The sequence below is a fragment of the Acetobacterium sp. genome (genome assembly GCF_041752335.1).
GTDB lineage: Bacteria > Bacillota > Clostridia > Eubacteriales > Eubacteriaceae > Acetobacterium.
This window is the reverse complement of record NZ_JBGSHG010000123.1, coordinates 1-22399: the sequence shown is the minus strand read 5'-3', so window position 1 is coordinate 22399 and position 22399 is coordinate 1. Positions and strand designations below refer to the sequence as shown.

12 protein-coding genes, 1 tRNA gene, 1 pseudogene and 1 CRISPR repeat array are annotated in these 22399 nt (G+C 38.0%); of the genes and pseudogenes, 3 read left to right on the top strand and 11 right to left on the bottom strand.

The features are described from left to right. Window positions 1-29: 29 nt before the first annotated feature. The 11 genes and pseudogenes from ACEW8F_RS15000 to ACEW8F_RS14950 all read right to left on the bottom strand — a co-directional run bounded on the left by ACEW8F_RS15000 (window position 30) and on the right by ACEW8F_RS14950 (window position 19041). Entirely contained in the window at window positions 30-485 is a 456-nt protein-coding gene (locus tag ACEW8F_RS15000) for a VOC family protein (protein WP_373484272.1), read from the bottom strand. 386 nt (window positions 486-871) lie between these two features. Beyond that, window positions 872-1069: pseudogene (locus ACEW8F_RS14995) on the bottom strand (IS110 family transposase); the annotation flags it as partial. Window positions 1070-1071: 2 nt separating this feature from the next. Next, a CRISPR array of direct repeats spans window positions 1072-9701; the repeat unit is 30 nt; unit sequence ATTTAAATTCCAATATGGCGAGACTCATAT. A 177-nt stretch (window positions 9702-9878) separates the two neighbouring features. Further along, window positions 9879-10157: a CRISPR-associated endonuclease Cas2 gene (cas2, locus tag ACEW8F_RS14990; RefSeq protein ID WP_373484271.1), complete on the bottom strand. Its 279-nt coding sequence runs from the start codon at window positions 10155-10157 to the stop codon at window positions 9879-9881. 12 nt (window positions 10158-10169) lie between these two features. Beyond that, window positions 10170-11162: a type I-B CRISPR-associated endonuclease Cas1b gene (cas1b, locus tag ACEW8F_RS14985; RefSeq protein WP_373484270.1), complete on the bottom strand. Its 993-nt coding sequence runs from the start codon at window positions 11160-11162 to the stop codon at window positions 10170-10172. A gap of 14 nt (window positions 11163-11176) precedes the next feature. Next, on the bottom strand, window positions 11177-11680 hold the full coding sequence (gene cas4 / locus ACEW8F_RS14980; RefSeq protein ID WP_373484306.1) for a CRISPR-associated protein Cas4: 504 nt from the start codon (window positions 11678-11680) through the stop codon (window positions 11177-11179). A 24-nt stretch (window positions 11681-11704) separates the two neighbouring features. Beyond that, on the bottom strand, window positions 11705-13948 hold the full coding sequence (gene cas3 / locus ACEW8F_RS14975; RefSeq protein ID WP_373484269.1) for a CRISPR-associated helicase Cas3': 2244 nt from the start codon (window positions 13946-13948) through the stop codon (window positions 11705-11707). Window positions 13949-13973: 25 nt separating this feature from the next. Further along, window positions 13974-15059: a CRISPR-associated protein Cas5 gene (gene cas5, locus ACEW8F_RS14970; RefSeq protein ID WP_373484268.1), complete on the bottom strand. Its 1086-nt coding sequence runs from the start codon at window positions 15057-15059 to the stop codon at window positions 13974-13976. Window positions 15060-15089: 30 nt separating this feature from the next. Continuing rightward, window positions 15090-15968 carry a type I-B CRISPR-associated protein Cas7/Cst2/DevR gene (gene cas7i, locus ACEW8F_RS14965; protein WP_373484267.1) on the bottom strand — a complete coding sequence of 293 codons (879 nt, stop codon included), beginning with the start codon at window positions 15966-15968 and terminating at the stop codon, window positions 15090-15092. Beyond that, window positions 15965-17422, bottom strand: coding sequence for a type I CRISPR-associated protein Cas8a1/Csx8 (gene cas8a1, locus ACEW8F_RS14960; RefSeq protein ID WP_373484266.1), 1458 nt, complete (start codon window positions 17420-17422; stop codon window positions 15965-15967). The genes cas7i and cas8a1 overlap by 4 nt, the downstream gene beginning before the upstream one ends. Window positions 17423-17435: 13 nt before the next feature. Continuing rightward, complete coding sequence (cas6, locus tag ACEW8F_RS14955; protein ID WP_373484265.1) at window positions 17436-18179, bottom strand: CRISPR-associated endoribonuclease Cas6; 744 nt, start codon at window positions 18177-18179, stop codon at window positions 17436-17438. A gap of 785 nt (window positions 18180-18964) precedes the next feature. Beyond that, window positions 18965-19041: transfer RNA gene (locus tag ACEW8F_RS14950), tRNA-Pro, on the bottom strand. 191 nt (window positions 19042-19232) lie between these two features. Between ACEW8F_RS14950 and rlmH the strand changes: the two genes are divergently transcribed. From rlmH to malQ, 3 genes are read left to right on the top strand one after another with little or no spacing between them, the layout of a single operon-like run. Beyond that, the gene (gene rlmH / locus ACEW8F_RS14945) at window positions 19233-19712 is read left to right on the top strand and encodes a 23S rRNA (pseudouridine(1915)-N(3))-methyltransferase RlmH (protein WP_373484264.1); all 480 of its coding nucleotides are present in this window, start codon (window positions 19233-19235) and stop codon (window positions 19710-19712) included. 32 nt (window positions 19713-19744) lie between these two features. After that, the gene (gene hslO / locus ACEW8F_RS14940; protein WP_373484263.1) at window positions 19745-20629 is read left to right on the top strand and encodes an Hsp33 family molecular chaperone HslO; all 885 of its coding nucleotides are present in this window, start codon (window positions 19745-19747) and stop codon (window positions 20627-20629) included. 1 nt (window position 20630) lies between these two features. Continuing rightward, complete coding sequence (malQ, locus tag ACEW8F_RS14935) at window positions 20631-22169, top strand: 4-alpha-glucanotransferase (RefSeq protein ID WP_373484262.1); 1539 nt, start codon at window positions 20631-20633, stop codon at window positions 22167-22169. Window positions 22170-22399: the final 230 nt, after the last annotated feature.

Below are 22399 nucleotides of genomic sequence, written 5' to 3'. Positions count from 1 at the left end.
AATCATCATAGATTACAAAGCCTAATCGGCTATCGGGTACTCCAGTTCTGCAGTTCAACGATGTTTCCTTCGGGATCGGTGGCGTATACGATGGTTGCTACCACATTATTGGGATAGTCGGCGACAATCTGCTCGCCAACCTGACCACCACCGGCAGCCCGTAATTTTTCGAGCACCGCCGCCACGTCGTCCACCTCAAAAGCGATATGCCCAAAACCGGTCCGGTTAATCTGTGGTAATCCGCCCTCAACCCAATCATTATAGGAAAAAATTTCCAGGGTTGGCAGTTTGTCTTCATAGCCTGGTAAACAGAGATGTTCACCCCGTATATGGGCGCCCCTGATCCCCGTCATCCGATCGATCCAGTCCCCTTGCATATCCCGCTCCGGAGGTACCGGGACACATCCAAAAACTTCCTGATAAAACAGGGACAATTTCTTCCAGTCTTTGGCAATAATGTTGGTGTGGGTAAATTTAATTTTCATGGTTCTCCTTCTTTGTTTAGAATTAATCAAGCAGCAGTTATTAACGGGAGTATGAGGGGACGGGTTTACGTGCGATAACTTCACGATCAAACCGTGGTGGTCAATTTAGATACCTATGCCGATATGGTTTTCGTGCGATAACTTCACGATCAAACTTCTCAGGTTTCAATCCACACGCCCCGCGGGGGGCGCGACTAAAAAACACTGACTGAACCGCCTATAAGTTAAGTATGCATGGCTACTGGAGCTGTAATAGACCAACTAATAAAAGTCAATAGTAAATTTGATTTTTTTGAAAAAATATAGATGAAAAAAAATGGCATGGCAAACAAGCCATCAAAAAATCCGAACAATGGCCCAAAATCAGCTAATCAAAATTTACAGGGTTATGCGACCAAAGTGAGACCGGAACGATTGCTGTTTCGCAAGATCTGATGATCTTCGGGGCACCTGAATTCGTATGGTTTTTGATCACGGAGAACCGCAAAGATGTAATGAAGCAGCTTATTCACAACAGCAACAAGAGCCACCTTTTTCTTCTTGTTCTGGCACTTCTTCTGATAGTAATCCCGCAAAACGGGATTGATCGGATCGCCTTTTATGGCGAGACTCATATTCAGAAACGGACAGCGTTTATATTGCCTCGAATGAATTTAAATTCCAATATGGCGAGACTCATATTTTTAAGTTATCCCGGCATGAAATCCGCAAAACCCGATTTAAATTCCAATATGGCGAGACTCATATCTGTGCAGTGTCTGATTTATAAGCGGCTAATCCCCACATTTAAATTCCAATATGGCGAGACTCATATGTGGGTTTTTCGGTCTATCGTTGGCCTTAAAAGCAATTTAAATTCCAATATGGCGAGACTCATATGGTAAAACAATTAATACTTGTCCGCCGATCTTACCCATTTAAATTCCAATATGGCGAGACTCATATATTACCAAAAGGATTCTCAGTGCCTCGGTAAATTAATTTAAATTCCAATATGGCGAGACTCATATATTTATTCGTGGCGGAGGTGGACGGGAAAAAAGCAAATTTAAATTCCAATATGGCGAGACTCATATAGATATGGCGACCGCTATGGGGACTGATGCGAAAAGATTTAAATTCCAATATGGCGAGACTCATATGCAACAGTGGTGGCCATTTCAATTACTTTCCCGAATTTAAATTCCAATATGGCGAGACTCATATCTAAATTGATCGTGATGTTTCCATCAATGGTGGCTCATTTAAATTCCAATATGGCGAGACTCATATTCCACCCAGGTTGGGGCCTTGTCTGAGTAATCCGAATTTAAATTCCAATATGGCGAGACTCATATCAAAGCAATGAGCGGATTGACCGATTAATAAGAATCATTTAAATTCCAATATAGCGAGACTCATATCATAGCTCTCTAGTGCTAACATAGGCGCTCCACCATTTAAATTCCAATATGGCGAGACTCATATTTTGCACCCGCTGTTTTGCCAACTGCCCCGGATAATATTTAAATTCCAATATGGCGAGACTCATATTTGATGGCGACGGCTTGAAAGTTACCGATTTGACACATTTAAATTCCAATATGGCGAGACTCATATGTTTCCTATTTCATATCCTTTTTTCTTCGGATAAGAATTTAAATTCCAATATGGCGAGACTCATATTGTCGGTGTTCCGGTTTAGTCGGATCTGAATGACCAATTTAAATTCCAATATGGCGAGACTCATATATAGTGTTGACCACCATAATTCACAATATATGATTCATTTAAATTCCAATATGGCGAGACTCATATAAAACTAGGTTCAAAACAAACAAATACATTCATCCAATTTAAATTCCAATATGGCGAGACTCATATGATGGCCAGCGGCGCGATGATCCACCAGATAACCATTTAAATTCCAATATGGCGAGACTCATATTTAGCAGCTGAACAAGCCGCAACCGAAGCGGACTAATTTAAATTCCAATATGGCGAGACTCATATCACCGGAACCAGAAAACCTGGACTGGATCAACCAAAATTTAAATTCCAATATGGCGAGACTCATATCACGTAAGCTGCGATTATGGAACCCAAAACCCAAATTTAAATTCCAATATGGCGAGACTCATATTGCTGCTGACAACCGTTGAATCGACGCCAATGATCCATTTAAATTCCAATATGGCGAGACTCATATTTTCACCTCGATCAACGGGCAAACATGACATTTTTCATTTAAATTCCAATATGGCGAGACTCATATTATTTACAAAGCTAATAATCAGGTAACAGATATGACAATTTAAATTCCAATATGGCGAGACTCATATTTAGGTTTTGTTTTTAAAGATAGAATTCAAGATAATTTAAATTCCAATATGGCGAGACTCATATTATATCCCATTGCTTCCACCTCCTAACTTTTAAGAATTTAAATTCCAATATGGCGAGACTCATATAGCTACTATCATATGTTTTTAATTCAGCGCAGACTAATTTAAATTCCAATATGGCGAGACTCATATCGTTTTTAGCGGCCAACGTGGCCACGGCTATAACCAATTTAAATTCCAATATGGCGAGACTCATATGTGCCACCCAGATCGTGAATTCGCGATATTTCTTAAATTTAAATTCCAATATGGCGAGACTCATATGATTATGCTAAATATCCATGATACGATCAAATGTTCATTTAAATTCCAATATGGCGAGACTCATATCAAAGGCCGCCTCTGTATCTTGCGCCGAAGCAAACAATTTAAATTCCAATATGGCGAGACTCATATTCAGTTTCTAAGATCCAGTACATAAAATCAATCAATATTTAAATTCCAATATGGCGAGACTCATATCTCCTTGTAATCAAAGCCCGTGGCCATTAGGCCGCATTTAAATTCCAATATGGCGAGACTCATATTCTGATTGCAACCGCTGACGATCTAGAACTACCACATTTAAATTCCAATATGGCGAGACTCATATGTACCAGGCACTTACAACAAGCGGATCATTAAGGAATTTAAATTCCAATATGGCGAGACTCATATAACTGGAATCAGCGGACATAACGGGTTTTTATCATCATTTAAATTCCAATATGGCGAGACTCATATGGAATAGTTTAAACTCATCGTATTTGACCGAATGCATTTAAATTCCAATATGGCGAGACTCATATAAACAATTTTTGGCATCATCTGAACAACTAAAAAAAATTTAAATTCCAATATGGCGAGACTCATATTTGTATAACTGCCAACTTGACAGCATTTTTTTATCAATTTAAATTCCAATATGGCGAGACTCATATGGGATTTGTTCCGGAGAATGAAGTTTGTGGAACCGTATTTAAATTCCAATATGGCGAGACTCATATTAACGTCTTTTTCGTCTATATCACGTTCAATCATCATTTAAATTCCAATATGGCGAGACTCATATGAAAACAACATCGCACTTTCAATTGATGAAAATCTCAATTTAAATTCCAATATGGCGAGACTCATATTTCCCCGGTCATTTTATTTTGAGTTGCCTTTATATATTTAAATTCCAATATGGCGAGACTCATATAACATTAAAGCGAAACTTACCAGCCACATTGACTGCATTTAAATTCCAATATGGCGAGACTCATATAATTTGTTCATTAGTATAGAAGGTTGGCTCATACTCATTTAAATTCCAATATGGCGAGACTCATATTGAATAAGAAGTTGAACAACAAAGCAGAATTTACCGATTTAAATTCCAATATGGCGAGACTCATATCTGATGTTGCGGCCCTCAAAGAAGAAGAAAAGCGACATTTAAATTCCAATATGGCGAGACTCATATCGTTTTATTAGTTTTATGCCTTATTATATATAATAAATTTAAATTCCAATATGGCGAGACTCATATGGTATTGCAGCTGAATTATATCGAGTGTATCACCCATTTAAATTCCAATATGGCGAGACTCATATGTTTGTTATGAAAGGGCGACAGCTCTTCTTAAGAACATTTAAATTCCAATATGGCGAGACTCATATAATGTACAGCGGTGTTTTTTATGAACGGTTTATACATTTAAATTCCAATATGGCGAGACTCATATAAAGTATTTCGCAATTTCTTCATTACCTTTATTCGATTTAAATTCCAATATGGCGAGACTCATATGATTTTCATCAATTGAAAGTGCGATGTTGTTTTCGAATTTAAATTCCAATATGGCGAGACTCATATTTTCGGGTTCTGCTTACTTTAATTAGGTAAAATTAATTTAAATTCCAATATGGCGAGACTCATATTGGCACTGTTGGCGAGGGGTTGCGCCTGGAAGCAATCATTTAAATTCCAATATGGCGAGACTCATATGAGTAATGAAAACCTTAATGATACCACGATCCTTAATTTAAATTCCAATATGGCGAGACTCATATATGTTTCCCCAATAGCTTGCCTACCGCTTCGACCTCATTTAAATTCCAATATGGCGAGACTCATATGGCGTTTTTCCGGATCGCATATGTCAACCGAACCGGAATTTAAATTCCAATATGGCGAGACTCATATATACTTCTATTGCTACTGCAGTGCTTGCATCCAGAATTTAAATTCCAATATGGCGAGACTCATATCAGCACTTGCCATTGATAAAGGAAAGCCGGTAAAATATTTAAATTCCAATATGGCGAGACTCATATCAACGGCAAGAAATTATATTCATATGATATTTTAGATTTAAATTCCAATATGGCGAGACTCATATAGAAATAATCATGGGGGTGTGATATGGCGGTATTTAATTTAAATTCCAATATGGCGAGACTCATATTAATGGCACTGTTGTGCGGGGGGTATAATTTTGAATATTTAAATTCCAATATGGCGAGACTCATATATATTTGCAGTCACTCAAATACGCATAGCAATGCAATTTAAATTCCAATATGGCGAGACTCATATATACAAGTGTTGGCTCTAACGGCCTGTCTGGTTCTTCATTTAAATTCCAATATGGCGAGACTCATATCCTCTCTAGCAATCTTGCCAGCTCGTTTACTTGCCCATTTAAATTCCAATATGGCGAGACTCATATGAAAAACAATGAGCTATAAAGGCGTGAGTTGGATCAAATTTAAATTCCAATATGGCGAGACTCATATTACCATTCTCGGTTGAGCATGATGCGATGGAACCTGATTTAAATTCCAATATGGCGAGACTCATATTCTGTAACTTTGTAAGTGGATTCAGCCCTGGTCAATTTAAATTCCAATATGGCGAGACTCATATGGCCGGTGCTATTGCCGGTCGAACCAACAAGACCAAATTTAAATTCCAATATGGCGAGACTCATATCAGTGACCTCTGCCCCCCACCCGTAATTTTCTATAATTTAAATTCCAATATGGCGAGACTCATATGACAGCCTATAAGAAAATCAAACCCTCACAAAAGCATTTAAATTCCAATATGGCGAGACTCATATTGATTGTGATAACAAGACAGAAAATAACCAACCAAAAATTTAAATTCCAATATGGCGAGACTCATATTTTGCGAAACGGTTTATGTGAACGATGATAACTATCATTTAAATTCCAATATGGCGAGACTCATATTAATTTTGTATTTACGTCTGAAACGGCATTCGTTCATTTAAATTCCAATATGGCGAGACTCATATTTAATGACCAGGGCTTCAAGCCGAAGCCCCTTTCCTGATTTAAATTCCAATATGGCGAGACTCATATTCCTACAATCCTTTCAGCATTGCGATTACTTTTCTTATTTAAATTCCAATATGGCGAGACTCATATATTATTAAGCATTGAGGTTGAGATCGATCTCCACAATTTAAATTCCAATATGGCGAGACTCATATAATCAAAGTGAATATTGGAACGTGGTTTTATATGAATTTAAATTCCAATATGGCGAGACTCATATATGGTTAATTTATTTCCGTCAATTTCTTTTCCATAATTTAAATTCCAATATGGCGAGACTCATATACAACTAATAGTAATGCTGCGTTTGGTATCGACACCATTTAAATTCCAATATGGCGAGACTCATATGCTCATAGTGTTCAGAGCTTGCGAATTCGTCCAATACATTTAAATTCCAATATGGCGAGACTCATATGTGCATTTTCCGCAATTTGCTATAATTTGCATGCGTATTTAAATTCCAATATGGCGAGACTCATATCAATAGGAGTTGAGGAAGAAATCACAGTTAACGCATTTAAATTCCAATATGGCGAGACTCATATGGTGTTCTCGGAGTTTAAAGACAAAGGATTCAAGCATTTAAATTCCAATATGGCGAGACTCATATTAGCGGCGGCCGGATCGGTGGGAGTGGCTACAACTAATTTAAATTCCAATATGGCGAGACTCATATATAATCACAATCGATTCAGCCCTCAGTGATTGCCCCGATTTAAATTCCAATATGGCGAGACTCATATGATTATCGGGGAGAATTTTATACACTAACGAAGGAGATTTAAATTCCAATATGGCGAGACTCATATGAACAATTCATGACGGATAGCGGTGAGCTATCATCATTTAAATTCCAATATGGCGAGACTCATATTTTTTTCACCTTCCCGAGTATATGGACCTCATCGGCATTTAAATTCCAATATGGCGAGACTCATATCTAAATCGCCGAATCCCTTGATCATATCCGTTAAATTTATTTAAATTCCAATATGGCGAGACTCATATAAAATAAGACCCTAACAGAACTCCTTAGAATGATCTGATTTAAATTCCAATATGGCGAGACTCATATAGAAATTGAAATCACACAAAGCAAGTATAAAAGCGATTTAAATTCCAATATGGCGAGACTCATATAGATTTGCTCTCGGTCAATGTAGTTCTTTAATGTCATTTAAATTCCAATATGGCGAGACTCATATTAGATAACATCCTTTTCCACGCCATTGACAATAAACGATTTAAATTCCAATATGGCGAGACTCATATCTATCGTCGTTTTTACGAAAGACTCAAAGAGCTTTCCTATTTAAATTCCAATATGGCGAGACTCATATTAACTCCTTGCGTCCCTTGCAATCCTTGAATACCTATTTAAATTCCAATATGGCGAGACTCATATTTCCTCATCGATTTTGTCAGCGATTGACATTTGAATTATTTAAATTCCAATATGGCGAGACTCATATTGAACAGCAACGGCAACTTGGCTTGCTTCATCTAGATTTAAATTCCAATATGGCGAGACTCATATTCCGATATTGTGAACTTGCCCGTAATCGTCTGTTATATTTAAATTCCAATATGGCGAGACTCATATGCTACGTCCTCGGCTGCTCCAATGTATGCAAACTTATTTAAATTCCAATATGGCGAGACTCATATTATTTCAAAACCACAATCAGGGCAAATGTAAACTATTTAAATTCCAATATGGCGAGACTCATATATGTGACTGACACATCTGTTACCCCAGCTACACTAATTTAAATTCCAATATGGCGAGACTCATATTTTCTTATTGCCGCGCCAAGTGCAAAGGCAAGGTTTCCATTTAAATTCCAATATGGCGAGACTCATATATCATCAAGCCCCCGAAATAAGATCTTTTGTCCGGTATTTAAATTCCAATATGGCGAGACTCATATGAAAGTGTCCCATTTCTTGAAGCACTCATTTGAAATTTAAATTCCAATATGGCGAGACTCATATACCGAGTATGTCCCTGTCTGTCCCTCTTTATTTTCATTTAAATTCCAATATGGCGAGACTCATATCAAAAGGACCCAAACAAATCGAGATCATTAACAAATTTAAATTCCAATATGGCGAGACTCATATGGCCACGCCTGGACTAAAACGCTCTCGATGAAATCATTTAAATTCCAATATGGCGAGACTCATATGTCCAATGATTCAAGTCGTTCTTTTTTTCGATCTTCATTTAAATTCCAATATGGCGAGACTCATATCGGGAAACGGATCGAGGGAATCCAGATTCAATTAACATTTAAATTCCAATATGGCGAGACTCATATATAGTCCGATTAATCACATACGGATTAAATAACTCATTTAAATTCCAATATGGCGAGACTCATATGATATCAAGCGTGATCTCGGCAAACCTGATTTCTCTATTTAAATTCCAATATGGCGAGACTCATATGAAACCGAACGGGATGCGCTGTCAATGGCACTATTATTTAAATTCCAATATGGCGAGACTCATATCGTCTTCATTGAATTTTGACTGAATGATTTTTTCATATTTAAATTCCAATATGGCGAGACTCATATCAATATAACCGATTTGAGGTTAAATTCGTCTTATTGATTTAAATTCCAATATGGCGAGACTCATATATACTTGCCGCCAGGGTATAAGATAAATGTTACTGTATTTAAATTCCAATATGGCGAGACTCATATACTTACAGTATGCAAGTATGGCCACAAAACTAAATCATTTAAATTCCAATATGGCGAGACTCATATGGCGAGACTCCTGATTTTGCGTTTTACCAGAATAAATTTAAATTCCAATATGGCGAGACTCATATAGATATCGAAGTGGTTCTTGAAAGGGGGATTAAACAATTTAAATTCCAATATGGCGAGACTCATATTCAGAATGCAGTTGATTTTCTGGTTAATGTATTCCATTTAAATTCCAATATGGCGAGACTCATATTTATTATTCAGGTCTTCAATGCCTTGTCAACAGAATTTAAATTCCAATATGGCGAGACTCATATCTTTTGGACCTCATAGGCCGTATGGTAATAACCAGATTTAAATTCCAATATGGCGAGACTCATATCGGTTCACCGCAGATCGGACACGATGGCATTTCATCATTTAAATTCCAATATGGCGAGACTCATATTGCGATTCAGCAGTTTAACGGGTTCGATGTTACCCATTTAAATTCCAATATGGCGAGACTCATATCGCAAAGCCTTTGAAAAAGAAGAGGATGCGAAATTGATTTAAATTCCAATATGGCGAGACTCATATGATTTTCGTTGATACCAGTGAAGCCAATAATGAAAATTTAAATTCCAATATGGCGAGACTCATATGAGAATTCTGAGGGAACCTTAGACGGAACCTATGAATTTAAATTCCAATATGGCGAGACTCATATGGGGACACTGAACGGCCACAGTGCGTACATTGGCAAATTTAAATTCCAATATGGCGAGACTCATATCCGCTTCTGATTATGGCGCTTATTAAGTCCGTTTCAAAGGCCCCTTTTGTCGACCTCTGTAATTCAGCGAATGCAAATTCAATTTTTTTAACTAATTTCTCATTAAGCATTGTTCTTTTCCCATACTATCAGTAATTGTCAACCCCACCATATTTTTGCACGATCGTAGGTCGACAATTATAGAAAGTTATCTGTTTTATCATCTTCTCTTGCCCATAGTTCTTTTTTCAGCCATCGTTCATTTCGACTTTTAAACAGGATAACCGAATCGATGTCCTTACGAAGATATTCATTTAATTCATATCTCAAATTCAATATCTGAGGTTCCGATAATTCCCCTTCAAACACAGAATTTTGGATGTGGTTTAAATATTTCTTGCATATTTTAAAGGTCTTATTAAGTACCCGTTGTCCACCATTATCGCCGCAGATATCATATACAAGGATAACATACATTTCACTGCACCTCTACCACCAAATTTTAAATGGTTCGTATTCTTTTTCTCCCAACAGATGTTTAATCATCTTATAGCATTCCAACCGGATTAAATACTGATAAGACACCGATTTTTCCAGATCCCGATGTTTGATCGTCGTCTGCAATTTAGCATCCAATTCGGCTACAATTGTTTTAGAGGCTTCTTTGGTTAAATGCAAATAGTTCAAATTCTTTGTAAAACTCTTTTCTGTAATCTGATTGCGATTCAGCAAAGAAAAGATCAGACGATCTGCCAACAATGGTTTAAAAATCTCTGCGATATCCAAACATAATGAAAATCGCCTTGTTCCTGGTTCATGTAAAAAACTGATCGTCGGGTTTAATTGAGTCTGATAGATTTCTCCCAACACTTTAGTATAAACAAGGGTATTGACAAATGAAATCAGCGTATTGATCATATTGTCCGGCGGGTTTTTAACCCGTTTTGTAAAATCAACATCCTGGTCTATGATTTTATTCCAAACTGAATAATAGGTTTTGCGAATATTGCCTTCATATCCCATAAGTTCATTTATTTCTGTCGTTTTGGGTATGTTTTTTCGCAAATCTTCGATTGTCTCCATTTCAGTTTTGACATCTTTTCCCCGGCCATTATAATAACGTAAATTTCTGAATATATTATAGGAGGCGCCATCGATCAGGGCTCTTGCTATCTGCATTCTTTTTTCATTGTCCTGATAAAATTCAACCTGTTTAACAATGATATTCCCAGAAACCAACTGTTCTCTGGGATAGAAACTGCCTGTATAAAAGCTGTAATAATTAAAGAAATGTATGCTAACACCATATTTTGATAACAAATTGATCAAACTGGTGTTCAAACTCATTTCTGACATTACATAGAGATTCCCCATATTTTCAATGGGTAAATCCCTATTTCCATTCTCTTCACTCATAAACGTTATGGTATTATCTTTTCTCCGGATGATACCATCATTATAAAAATAATAATCTCGTTTCATCGTCACCCTAGCTTTCAAATAAAACACAAATCATGGTAGGCACATGCTTTGCAGATCGCCATTTTTTTAAATGGCGGCGGTATTTCTTCTTTTACGATCTTTGTAATATCGGCTAAAACTTTTTCAATTTCGACAACATCTTCTTCTGACAGCGATACTTCAACACTTTGTTTCAATAACGGATAATCAATTTTTGCGGTAATCCCGGCGGCACCTTTTTTCAGTAAATAATAGAGATAATATTTTACTTGGAGAATACTGGCTGTTTCAATTTTTCTGCTCTTTTTTACTTCGTGAAGAACTTTTTTTGTGCGGATATAGTCAATATTAATTACATTGTCGATATTGATATGCTTATCATCTCTGTTATAAGCGTTCTCATCAAGGAGTTTTCCTATTTTGACTTGATCACTATTTTGTTCCATTTGAATTTCATGATAAAAATACCAAAGTTTCCGATGGCAAACCTGGAAGTAATAAACCATCACACCGGTAATCTCTTTTTCCAAAACTAACACCTCCTTCACTATCACTTTTCATTTTCAAAAGAACTCAGCTTTTCTGGTGGTTTGAAAATCCATCTTGCGAAACCCCAGCAAGTCATCGTATTGACATTCCAAAACCTTTATCGATTCAAATTTTCCAATTTGAATCGGGGTATAAACCATGGCCTCTCCATGAGCTTTTGCCTTTTCGTAATTTTTTGCGTGATATGATTCTACTGAAAGGGTGTAGGCATATAGCTTTTCCTTTAAAGCCATTTTTTCTTTAGTATCAGTTTGGGAATGATTGATCTTTTCTGCCAATTCAAGTATTTCTTTCCTGTGAGCATCAAAAACCGTGCTGGGAATGATCTCCGCAGTTAGAATATTACGGAGTTTAATATCGTTTTGTTTTAATTGATAGGGTTTTATGGATGCAATCCAACCACATTTATCGATATAGGCCTGGTAATAATTAGAATTTTTTATTTTTTCGGTTGTGAGGTTGTTATTGATTAAAGCGAGTTTTTCTGCTTCGGTAATCGGTCCGTTCCAGTTCCCCAGGGCTTCCTTCGAAATGTTAAAAATATCCCAATCAATAAACCCGCGATTATTAATAATGAATAGATTCTCATTGATAACGCTATATACAAAGCAATTTGTCACACCAGTCGGTTTTACACCCTTGCGATTGCAACGTCCCAGTCTTTGCAGCAGGGAATTGAGATCCTGCAACTCTGTGAACAAATAGTCAAAATCAATGTCCAGACTCGCTTCCACCAGAGAGGTTGACACCCAGATCCCATTCTGAATATCAATGGTTTGGTCATCGGCGGCATAGGTTTTGCCAAAATCTTTAATCGCGGTTTCTTTAGCAGAGCGATCCCCCCGTGTGAATTTACTGTGCAGCAAAAATAATTCATCTTTCATCACCGTGTCTGTTTCACTGAGTTTTTCAAATATCTCCTGCGCTTTTTTTACGGTATTGCAAATGACCAGTATTTTATTGCCTTGTTCCAATTCCTTGTTGGTTTCATATTGGTTTAAAATATCGGTAACACTTAATTCCTCCGCCTTGACCTGAATATTATGCCGCAGGGTATTATCAAAAAAGCTCTGTTTGATCAACCCAGGAATTGCTTTATTCAGCTCATCTTCCACAAAAGGCGCTAGTGTGGCAGTTAAAATAGCAATCTTACCGCCAAGTTCGCAAATCCTCTTTAAACCCATCACCAGATAGGCCAACAAATCACTGTCATACATTTGTATTTCATCAATAACAATTTTTGAGTAGGACAAGGTTGTCAATTTAAGCTCATACCCCTGATATTTAAAAACGAAATCAAAAAGCTGATCCATGGTGGCGATATTTAATGGTATTGAATGTTTTAGCCCGCGATTACGATATTCTTCGACATCAAAATCCTCCCGATCAATTCCAGTCATTTCTGTTTTACTGTTATCCATCATTCCCAGATAGTAAGACAGTGAAGAAGAGTGGAGCAGTGCCACCCGTTCATCCAGTTTTTCGGTGACAATCTTTTTCTTTTGATCCGCTACAATGCGATGATAAATAGCATTAATGGCGGTTCTTAGTGGCAGCACAAAATAGCCTTTATGATTACCGATCCATAAAAGACCGGCTTCGGTTTTACCCATGCCGGTTTGTGCCACAGCAATGATATTTTCATTTATGTTTTTGATGCAGAAATTCTGTAAATCATTCCATTGGTACCCCAGGCGGTCGAGACCACTTTCTAAAAAATCATTGGGATATTCCGATACATAACCGCCACTGGCACTATAATCGCATTTGTGGAGCAGGCCTTTGATTATCACAACCTGATCATCTTCAGTCCACATATTTAATTTATATTGAAGACTATGCTTGACCGGATAACAAGTAAAATTCTTCAAGAGTGATTTACACAAATCTTTTTTATCTTTTAACACTTCATAAGGATCAGCATAATCGTGATGAAATAAAACGGCTTGGGCCACTTTATAGTAGTCTTCCTGGGTATCGAATGCCTTGGGATCAATCAGAAAAATCGATAAGATATTGTGATAAACTTCCCGCTCTAATGACATCCGGATTTTTTTGTCACTCATTACTCTATTTTGGAATTCGGCATTCGCCTTTCCAAAATCATGAAACCAACAGGCTTTTTTTGTTAGTTCATATACTTTTTTATTGTCAATATAGCCCAAGTTTTTGATCCGCTCCAATTCTCTTAACAGTTCAAGGCTATGCTCCTTTATGGTCTTATCAGGTTTAGCCTGGTAATCTTCTGGCTTCTTCATACTTCCCCCCACTCAAAAACTCAATTTAGATAAGATTAACAATAAACTCCTGATTATCGTACCGATCCAGCCAGATGGTATCACTCGTTTCTTCAATGCAATATTCAGACAAATATAACACTGATTTTTTGTTGAAAATGCGCTTCTCATCGATTATTTGATAGTTTTTGTTCAAGCCATATCGTGTGCCGCCTTCGCCTTTTGTCTCTTCGCCGATATTCAATGGTATAAGCAATCCTTTTTTAATGTCACGATAATCCAGGTACGCTGAATATGAACTCTTTACATCACAATCGTCATCCTGGACCAGTTCAACAATTTTTGCCTCGATTACTTCGACAAAATCTTCACTGCGTCCAATGGCTTTTAAATTGTAGATATTGTTCAGAATGTTTTCTAAAATACTGTCTTCGGCTGCCACGTGAATAATCAGTTCGATATTATTGAGTATTTCATAAAACTTCAGTGATGTTGTCAAGGAACGGAACTTTGAAATGGGTTTGGTGTAATGATTTTCTTTATACTTTTCAAACTCGTCTTTTATGTGTTTTTCGGTCGCTTTAATTTGTGATTCCCGTCGGCTGAGTTTAAGATATTCTTCCGATTTTTTATCTAGTCCGGCTTTTTTTCTTTTTAACGTTGCTTTACGTCGTTTGATCACTTCCAAAACCGATTTGATACGAACATTCCTGAATCCTTCAATTTGTTCATTAACATCTTTTAGATCAACAAACTCCTGATACAATGCTTCATCAAAAACCTTGATGGTTATTCGTTTTCGAAAACTGTTGCCCTGGGATTTTTGGGCGGCCGCAACCTTCTCAAAAGCTGTGGATAGCAGCTCCGGATTTCTCATTTTAACCAGAATCCCGCGGTCATCCATTGTTGAATTTAAAAAGCAATGATCGGTATAGGGTTCACGGTGCATTGATTCATATTTCCCCTGGATACTCAAATCCATGGGGTGATATTCTTTGTAGCCACAGGCATCATGGAGTGCGCCGATAACCGTTGAAAACGGTGGAAGTGGATAGGTCATTTTATTTGTGTCGCTTTCTTCCTTGCGATAATTGGCACTGCTCTGCTGCAACCGGATTCTTAATGCCTTCATAAAGATAACCTTCTTTCTAACTGTTTGTTATCACACACCATACCAGGCATCGATTTCTTTGTATAAATCGCCAAAGAATGCCGTCATCGATTTCGGCTTTAATTGTTCAACAATTTCATCCTCATTCAAAAACTCTTTGCCTTTAAGCAAACCACAGGTGAATCCTTTTTCCAGCTTTCCGATTAAGTCTTCACTTAATTCCAGATTTTCACCTTGAACCCGAACCACATTTTCAAAGTAATGGGTTTTACGGGGCGACATGCCGCCCACTATAAAAACCGGTTCAGCATTGTCCAGGTTTCCTTTGACAACCAGACTCAAATTTTCAACGGTTTCGATAATGGCTTTCACCCGGGCTGCCTTTTCTTCAGAGCTGGCTTCAGTGTTAAAATTATCATCTTTGCCAACCATTTCCAGATCAATGGTTAAGCTATATACTTTTAATGATTTATCATACTCATATTGGTACGGCATTAGTCCAGATTCCTTTGATTTTTCCTGTAAATTGATTCCCTTTTGCCGCGCTTCGGTACTGGCTAAATAAAGGTTATTGTGGAATCGGGTCTCATTGACAAAGTTATCGGTTGAAATTGCATCGGTAAGGTAGAAGGAGCTTTTGCGGATATAGGTCGTTCCTTTGGTGCTCATATAACCACCCTCTAATGCCTTGCAATTGGCGACGTTTAAATCTTCGGTTACCAATTTTTGCGTTGCACCGTCGACTTCCGTCTGGAGATCATCATATAAACCACTTTGTACCATCATCGCATTTTTTAGACTTTCACGACTCCGGATTGAATAGACTTTTCTATTCTTGAATACTTTCTGGACACTGGAAATATTACCCAAACCTTCTGAGTAGTTGGCTGTCATATTTGCCACAACAGTTAGTGTTAATGCTTTTTTCATGCCTGTGTTCCCCCTTCATTTTTTGTCTTATAATCAGTTCCGTTTCGCAATGCATTGATAAATGTATAGGCAATATCTTTATTATTTTCAAAATCTTCAAATAAATCATAGGCAAAATTAAACGAAACATCCGAATAATTGGATAATTGTAAAAGGATCTGACAGACCCGATCATAATCTTTAAAAACAATTGCACTGGTTAATTTTTGACGATATGTTTCAATTTTATTAGCCGGAATTTTTTTTACCACTTCTTTGGCACAGGCATAAGCGCCACTCATTTTCTTTTTCATCATTTCTCCCCCCTTACGGATTAACCAATTAATCTCAATAAACTGATTTGCTAAATAACCATTGCCATTTTTTTGTTTTAAGAATAATTCAATGAGTTCATCTGTTAATATTAAATTTAAAATACAATTGGTGACTTTTTCCTGCACATCGATGTAGTAATTATCATTTATTTTCAATGAAAAACAAAACGCTTTATAATCGATTTTTTCCATCGATTTAAAAATTTTCATGCTTTCTTTACGGATATAGAGGGTTTCAAAAAAATCACGTTCGCGATTTTTGTAAATCACTTCCACATCTTCATCGATAAAACCTGCCGAATGAATAATACTGTTGAACAAGGAATAACGAACATTCTGATTATTGTTTTTGTTTTCATCCTTATCTTTATGGACCTGACTGCTTAAAAAGGTATGTGTCTGTTTTAACTGCTTTAATGAGCGATTGGTATTGATAAAAAACGCCTCCCGATCGCCAATAAAAGCGAAAGGTATCCAGTCAAAGAGAAGGGAATCTACCCCAGTTTTTGTTTTTGCATTAAAATTATAGGCACTTGAACGACCTTTCTTCCCCACATCTACTGAATATCCTGTTAAGCGGCAGCAGTCGCAACTTTCATTGCACAATTGATAGGTATTATTGAAATTGGCATAGAGATTTTTCTTATACCGAAAACTCTCTTTGGTTAAACGCTCCCTGTTTTCTTCGATAGCTGTTAGAATCTCCTGTTTATTCTGGCCATCAAACTTCATTTTGCTAAAAACACTTTTCATAACCGTATTTCCCGCTAACCATGAATTGATTTCTTTCAATTCATCGTCAGTAAACTGCGATTTCTTCAGCTGTTCCTGGATCAGCAATGGGTATAAGTCTTTCGAATAAACTTTTCTGACAAAATCAAAATAGCTTGCTTCAGTCAAAAGCGCTTTTGCAAAACACAGATATTCAAAGCCTGTTTCACTTTCGTACACAATTAGCGACTGATCCTGTAAATCCGTTATAATCTCCACTTCATTGAGCAATTCAACTTCTTTTTCAACGCTGGGGATTGCCAGAAAGTCAAAATATTTCATCAATCCCAAAGCCGCTGCCGAATAACGCCACTCGGTAGCTGACAATTTAATGTAGGTTTTTTCGTCAATTATAAATTCTTCAATCACATTGAACCTCCTTTCAGAACAAATCCTGGGCAATTAATTCAAGCAATCCAAAACCGGCACTGTGACGGGAACCCATTCCGGCATCATAAAAATACTGAAGTAAATCAGACTCTGCTTCAAATTGAAACAACCCTGTCGAAACTGGTATAAATCGATTATAATGTTTTACTGGAACAGTTTTGCAATTTAAAGGTTTACATTTTAAGCTTTCGGCTTTGTTTTTTCCCAATCCTGCTCGGACAGCCTGGTTAACCAGTACCATTTTTAACTTTTCAAGAAACAAATCATCAGTATAAACATAATAATTGTCGGCATTTTGTTCGCGGTCATGGTCTCTGATACAAAGTCCAGAACCCAATGCGGTCTGAAAAATAACTTTATTGGTGACTATCTTTTCAGTCTTTTTTTCATGAATGGCAACTAGTTTCATTTCATTGCTGTAAGGTAATGGGAAGCTCTTGTTTTTTTGAGCAATAAAAGCTGAATACATAATCAAGGCAACCTTATCCTGATCAACAGCTGAAAATAAAACTTTCATCTGGGGTTTCCCCAATATAATTTTTTCTTTTTGAAAATCAGGTCTACTAAATACGATCGAGAAAGAAAACGACTTTGCAATGGTATCTTTATAAAAGCGATCAAAATACTCTCCGCCTTTTGCTTCAGTCAGTGATTTTTTTATAAAAGATATCATGATCTTCCGATAATCCAATGGTAATTCCAAATTTCTTAAACTAAAATTTAATTCGAGTTTCACTAGATTTCACCTCCTTTAATCCTGAAGAGCGCTGTAAATCACAATAAACGGCTGTTAAAAATAGAATCTTTTGACAAACTCTTACATAACAAATCCCTCCTGACAAATGCAAATAATGTCATACTTCTAATTTATAACCTTAATGCAGGATTTTTTTCAGCACAATGTAAATGATAATTAAGCATCTGGATTTAATTCCTTTTAACTTTATCTTAACATATCTTTTTATTATGACAAATTATTTTTCAACTTTTTTGTTTGATTTTCATTTTTTTATTATTATATATTTATTGTTGAGACAAATTTGGGATAGGTGAATTTTTTACTTAAAAAAATACACTACTTTTTGATATCTTGATCTTCTTCCTAAGCGCACAACCACCTGCTTAACCGTTTGGATGACTGTTCCCAATCCAGATTCTATTTATAATGACAGCTGTCTCCTCACACATGTTACATTATCCGGTTCATCAATTCATAAAGTTGACCATTGGTTTAATCTCATTTTTAAGTTTACCTGCAAAGCCCGGATCACTTATTCTCCCAGTAACACCAAATGATACTGGTTATTTTATTCATGGCGTTAAAAAATCAATTATTAGCACTCCAAATTCCTGGTTGGTTTTGAAAGCGCTGTTAGGATTAGCTTTGGTATTAACGAATTTTCAAGGTACTACAAAACATCATACGCATAAGTATTACTTATGCAATATCCTTCTGTTATTTCCTTCTAAAATTTTCCGCAAAAAAAGACAGCTATCACTAGCTGTCTTAACTATTTTTAATGGTCGGAGTGAGAGGATTTGAACCTCCGGCCTCATGGTCCCGAACCATGCGCTCTACCAAGCTGAGCCACACCCCGTAATATGTTGCATTTCCAACTTATCTATTGTAAACTATAATAGACAAAAATACAATCTCAAATTTAAATTTTTTCTATGTTAAGGAGGAACCCACCATGCACAAAAAGAATCCACTTTATCGTGTTGGCGCATTGGTTTTAGTCGCTGCGCTTATTCTGAGTATTCTTGTAGTCTATGCTTTATAAGCTAAATGAATATTCGTATTATTGCTGTTGGAAAAATAAAAGAAAAATACTTAACCCAGGCCATCCAGGAATACACCAAACGATTGAGCGCCTATTGCCGTCTGGAGATCATTGAAGTTAAAGATGAGAAAATCCCCGAGAATGCCAGCGAAGCTCAGCGACGAAAAGCCGTGGAAATTGAAGGCGGTCGAATTCTTTCCTATTTAAAAGACGAAGAAATTCTGGCTACCCTGGAGATACCAGGCGAGCAACTGGATTCACCGGCTTTTGCCAGAAAAATCGAAAACTATGGGATCCAGGGAAAAAGCCAGATCACTTTTGTCATTGGCGGATCCATCGGGCTTTCCCCTGAGATTACCAATCGCTCAAAATGGAAATGTTCCTTTTCTAAAATGACATTTCCCCACCAGTTGTTTCGGGTTATGCTGCTGGAGCAAATCTACCGTTCTTTTAAAATAATCCGTGGCGAAACGTATCATAAATAACAAATACAAATTATAAAATGGAGAGGTAAAACATGCCGGACTATGTACTAAAGGCCACCGCCGGAAACGGACAGATTCGGGTCTTTGCGGCGACAACACAAGGGCTCGCCGAAACTGCCCGGAGACTTCATCAAACCAGCCCAGCGGTTACCCAGGCTCTAGGCCGATTACTCACAGCAGGTTCGCTGATGGGTTCAATGATGAAAAATGCCGATGAACTAATCACTTTGAAAATCGCTGGAGACGGACCTTTGAGCGGCTTATTGGTAACGGCAGATGCTAAGGGCAATGTCAAAGGTTATCCTTATGTCAATGATCTGCACGATACGATGGAATCCCCTCTTCCCGTGTCCGAAGCGATTGGCGGCGGCGCCTTGAATATCATGAAGGATATTGGCCTGAAAGAACCCTACGTTGGCTATTCACCACTTATCAGCGGTGAAATTGCCGAAGATTTAACTTATTATTATGCCCAATCTGAACAGATTCCCACCTCGGTATCGCTAGGTGTTTTATTAAACGACGATGGCACCGTCCGACAGGCTGGCGGGTTTATTATTCAATTAATGCCCGACACCGATGATGCGGTAATCGATGCCCTTGAGACTGCTCTGTCCGATACCCCTTCTTTAACCAAGTTGCTGGATGAAGGCAAAACCCTGGAATCAATTATGGATGATTTGTTTAAAAACCTGGACTTAAAGGTTAACAAAACAGAAATCACCCGGTTTAGCTGCGATTGTTCCCGGCGACGCATCACCAAAGCGCTGACATCTATCGGTAAAGAAGATCTCATCGACATGATCTCGGATCAGGAAGATATTGAAATCAATTGTGACTTCTGCAAAGAAAAATATCTCTTTTCGACCTCCGATCTCCAATCAATCCTGACCCGGATTGAAGAAAACGAGGGCTGATATGTCTTTAAAAACCCGTTCCAGTGGTGTTCTAATGTCCGTTTCCTCCTTGCCGGGGGACTACGGCATTGGAACCTTAGGTACAGAGGCACGACATTTTGTCGATCTTCTCCAGTCGATGGGCTGCAATTATTGGCAAATTCTGCCAGTAGGACCAGTGGATGACTATTTCTCTCCTTATAATAGCACCTCGGCTTTTGCCGGGAATCCGCTTTTTATTGACCTGCAACTGCTATTTAAATGGGGCTTATTAACTGCGGATGAATTGTCTGCCAGCAAATCGGCGGATCCGCCCTATTCCATCAACTATCCTAATCTCATCGACAATCGCAACGCTATCTTCAAAATCGCCTATTCCCGATTATCGACCTCATTAAAAAACGACATCGACCAATACTGCCTCGCCAACCATGAATGGCTACCCGATTTTTCTTTATATACGGTGCTGTCTCAGCACTTTTCCGAAAAAAACTGGACCAAATGGAATAACCCGGATCTGGTCAAACGCCAGCCGGCTGCGCTGCTTTCCGTTACCAGCGCCTATCAAGATGAAATTGATTATCAGAATTTTCTGCAGTATCTTTATGATAAACAGTGGACGGCTCTGAAGACCTACGCCAATGGGAAAGGCATCAAAATAATTGGCGATATGCCCATTTATTTGGCTCACACCAGTGCCGATGTATGGTGTCATCCCGATCTTTTTCAATTGGATGCCAATGGTAGTTGCGTTGAAGTCGCCGGCGTGCCGCCGGATTATTTTGCTAAAGATGGTCAACTCTGGGGCAATCCGCTGTACCACTGGGATGTCATGAAAGCTGACAATTATGGCTGGTGGATGCGGCGCATCAAACACGCTCTGGAAAGTTTTGACATTGTTCGGATTGATCATTTTCGAGCCTTTTCGGCTTATTGTTCAATTCCGGCAACCGAGGAAACGGCTCGGAATGGCCGCTGGATTCCCGGCCCGGCGATGGATTTCTTTACGCAATTGCATAAAACCTTTCCCGAACCCAATATCATTGCCGAAGATCTGGGTCTGCAGGATGAAGACCTGGTCAAACTGTTAAAGGACACCGGCTTCCCCGGCATGCGGATCATGGAATTTGCCTTCATCGACGACCAGAACAATCTTCATCTGCCCCATAACTATAGCGCCAATACCGTGGCCTATTCAGGCACCCATGATAATAATACGCTACTGGGGACTTTTTTTGACTACACCCCGGAACATCGTCGTTATGCTTTTGACTACTGCGGCTATACTGATGCCTGGGAAAACCAATGGCAAATCGGCGGCCACCAGAGCCCTTCCTGTCGAGCCTTTATTCGCACTCTTTTTCAAAGTGCCGCCAATTTGGTGATCCTGCCGATTCAGGATGTTTGTGGATACGGCAGCGATACCCGGATGAATGAACCCGGTACGATGAAAAACAACTGGGTTTTCCGAATGACCCGGGAAGGCTTATCGCAAATTGATGTGGATTGGTATAATCACATCAATCAGCTCTATCAAAGAAAAGAGCCATCTGTCATCTGATTACGGACGATCGGGCTTAGAATTTTATGCTGCAATTTAACACTTTAGTGTACTAATGCGTTCTTTTCAGGATTTGCGAATCAGCGTTTTTAAAACAAGTGTCCGTAACCTTCAAACATTTCTTAATATAAACTTGCAATAAAAGCTTAACCTTTGGTATAATAAGCCCAGGTAAAAATTAGGAAAAAAAGAAAAAGGAGGACTTTACCTTGAAAAAAACTCTAGCATTA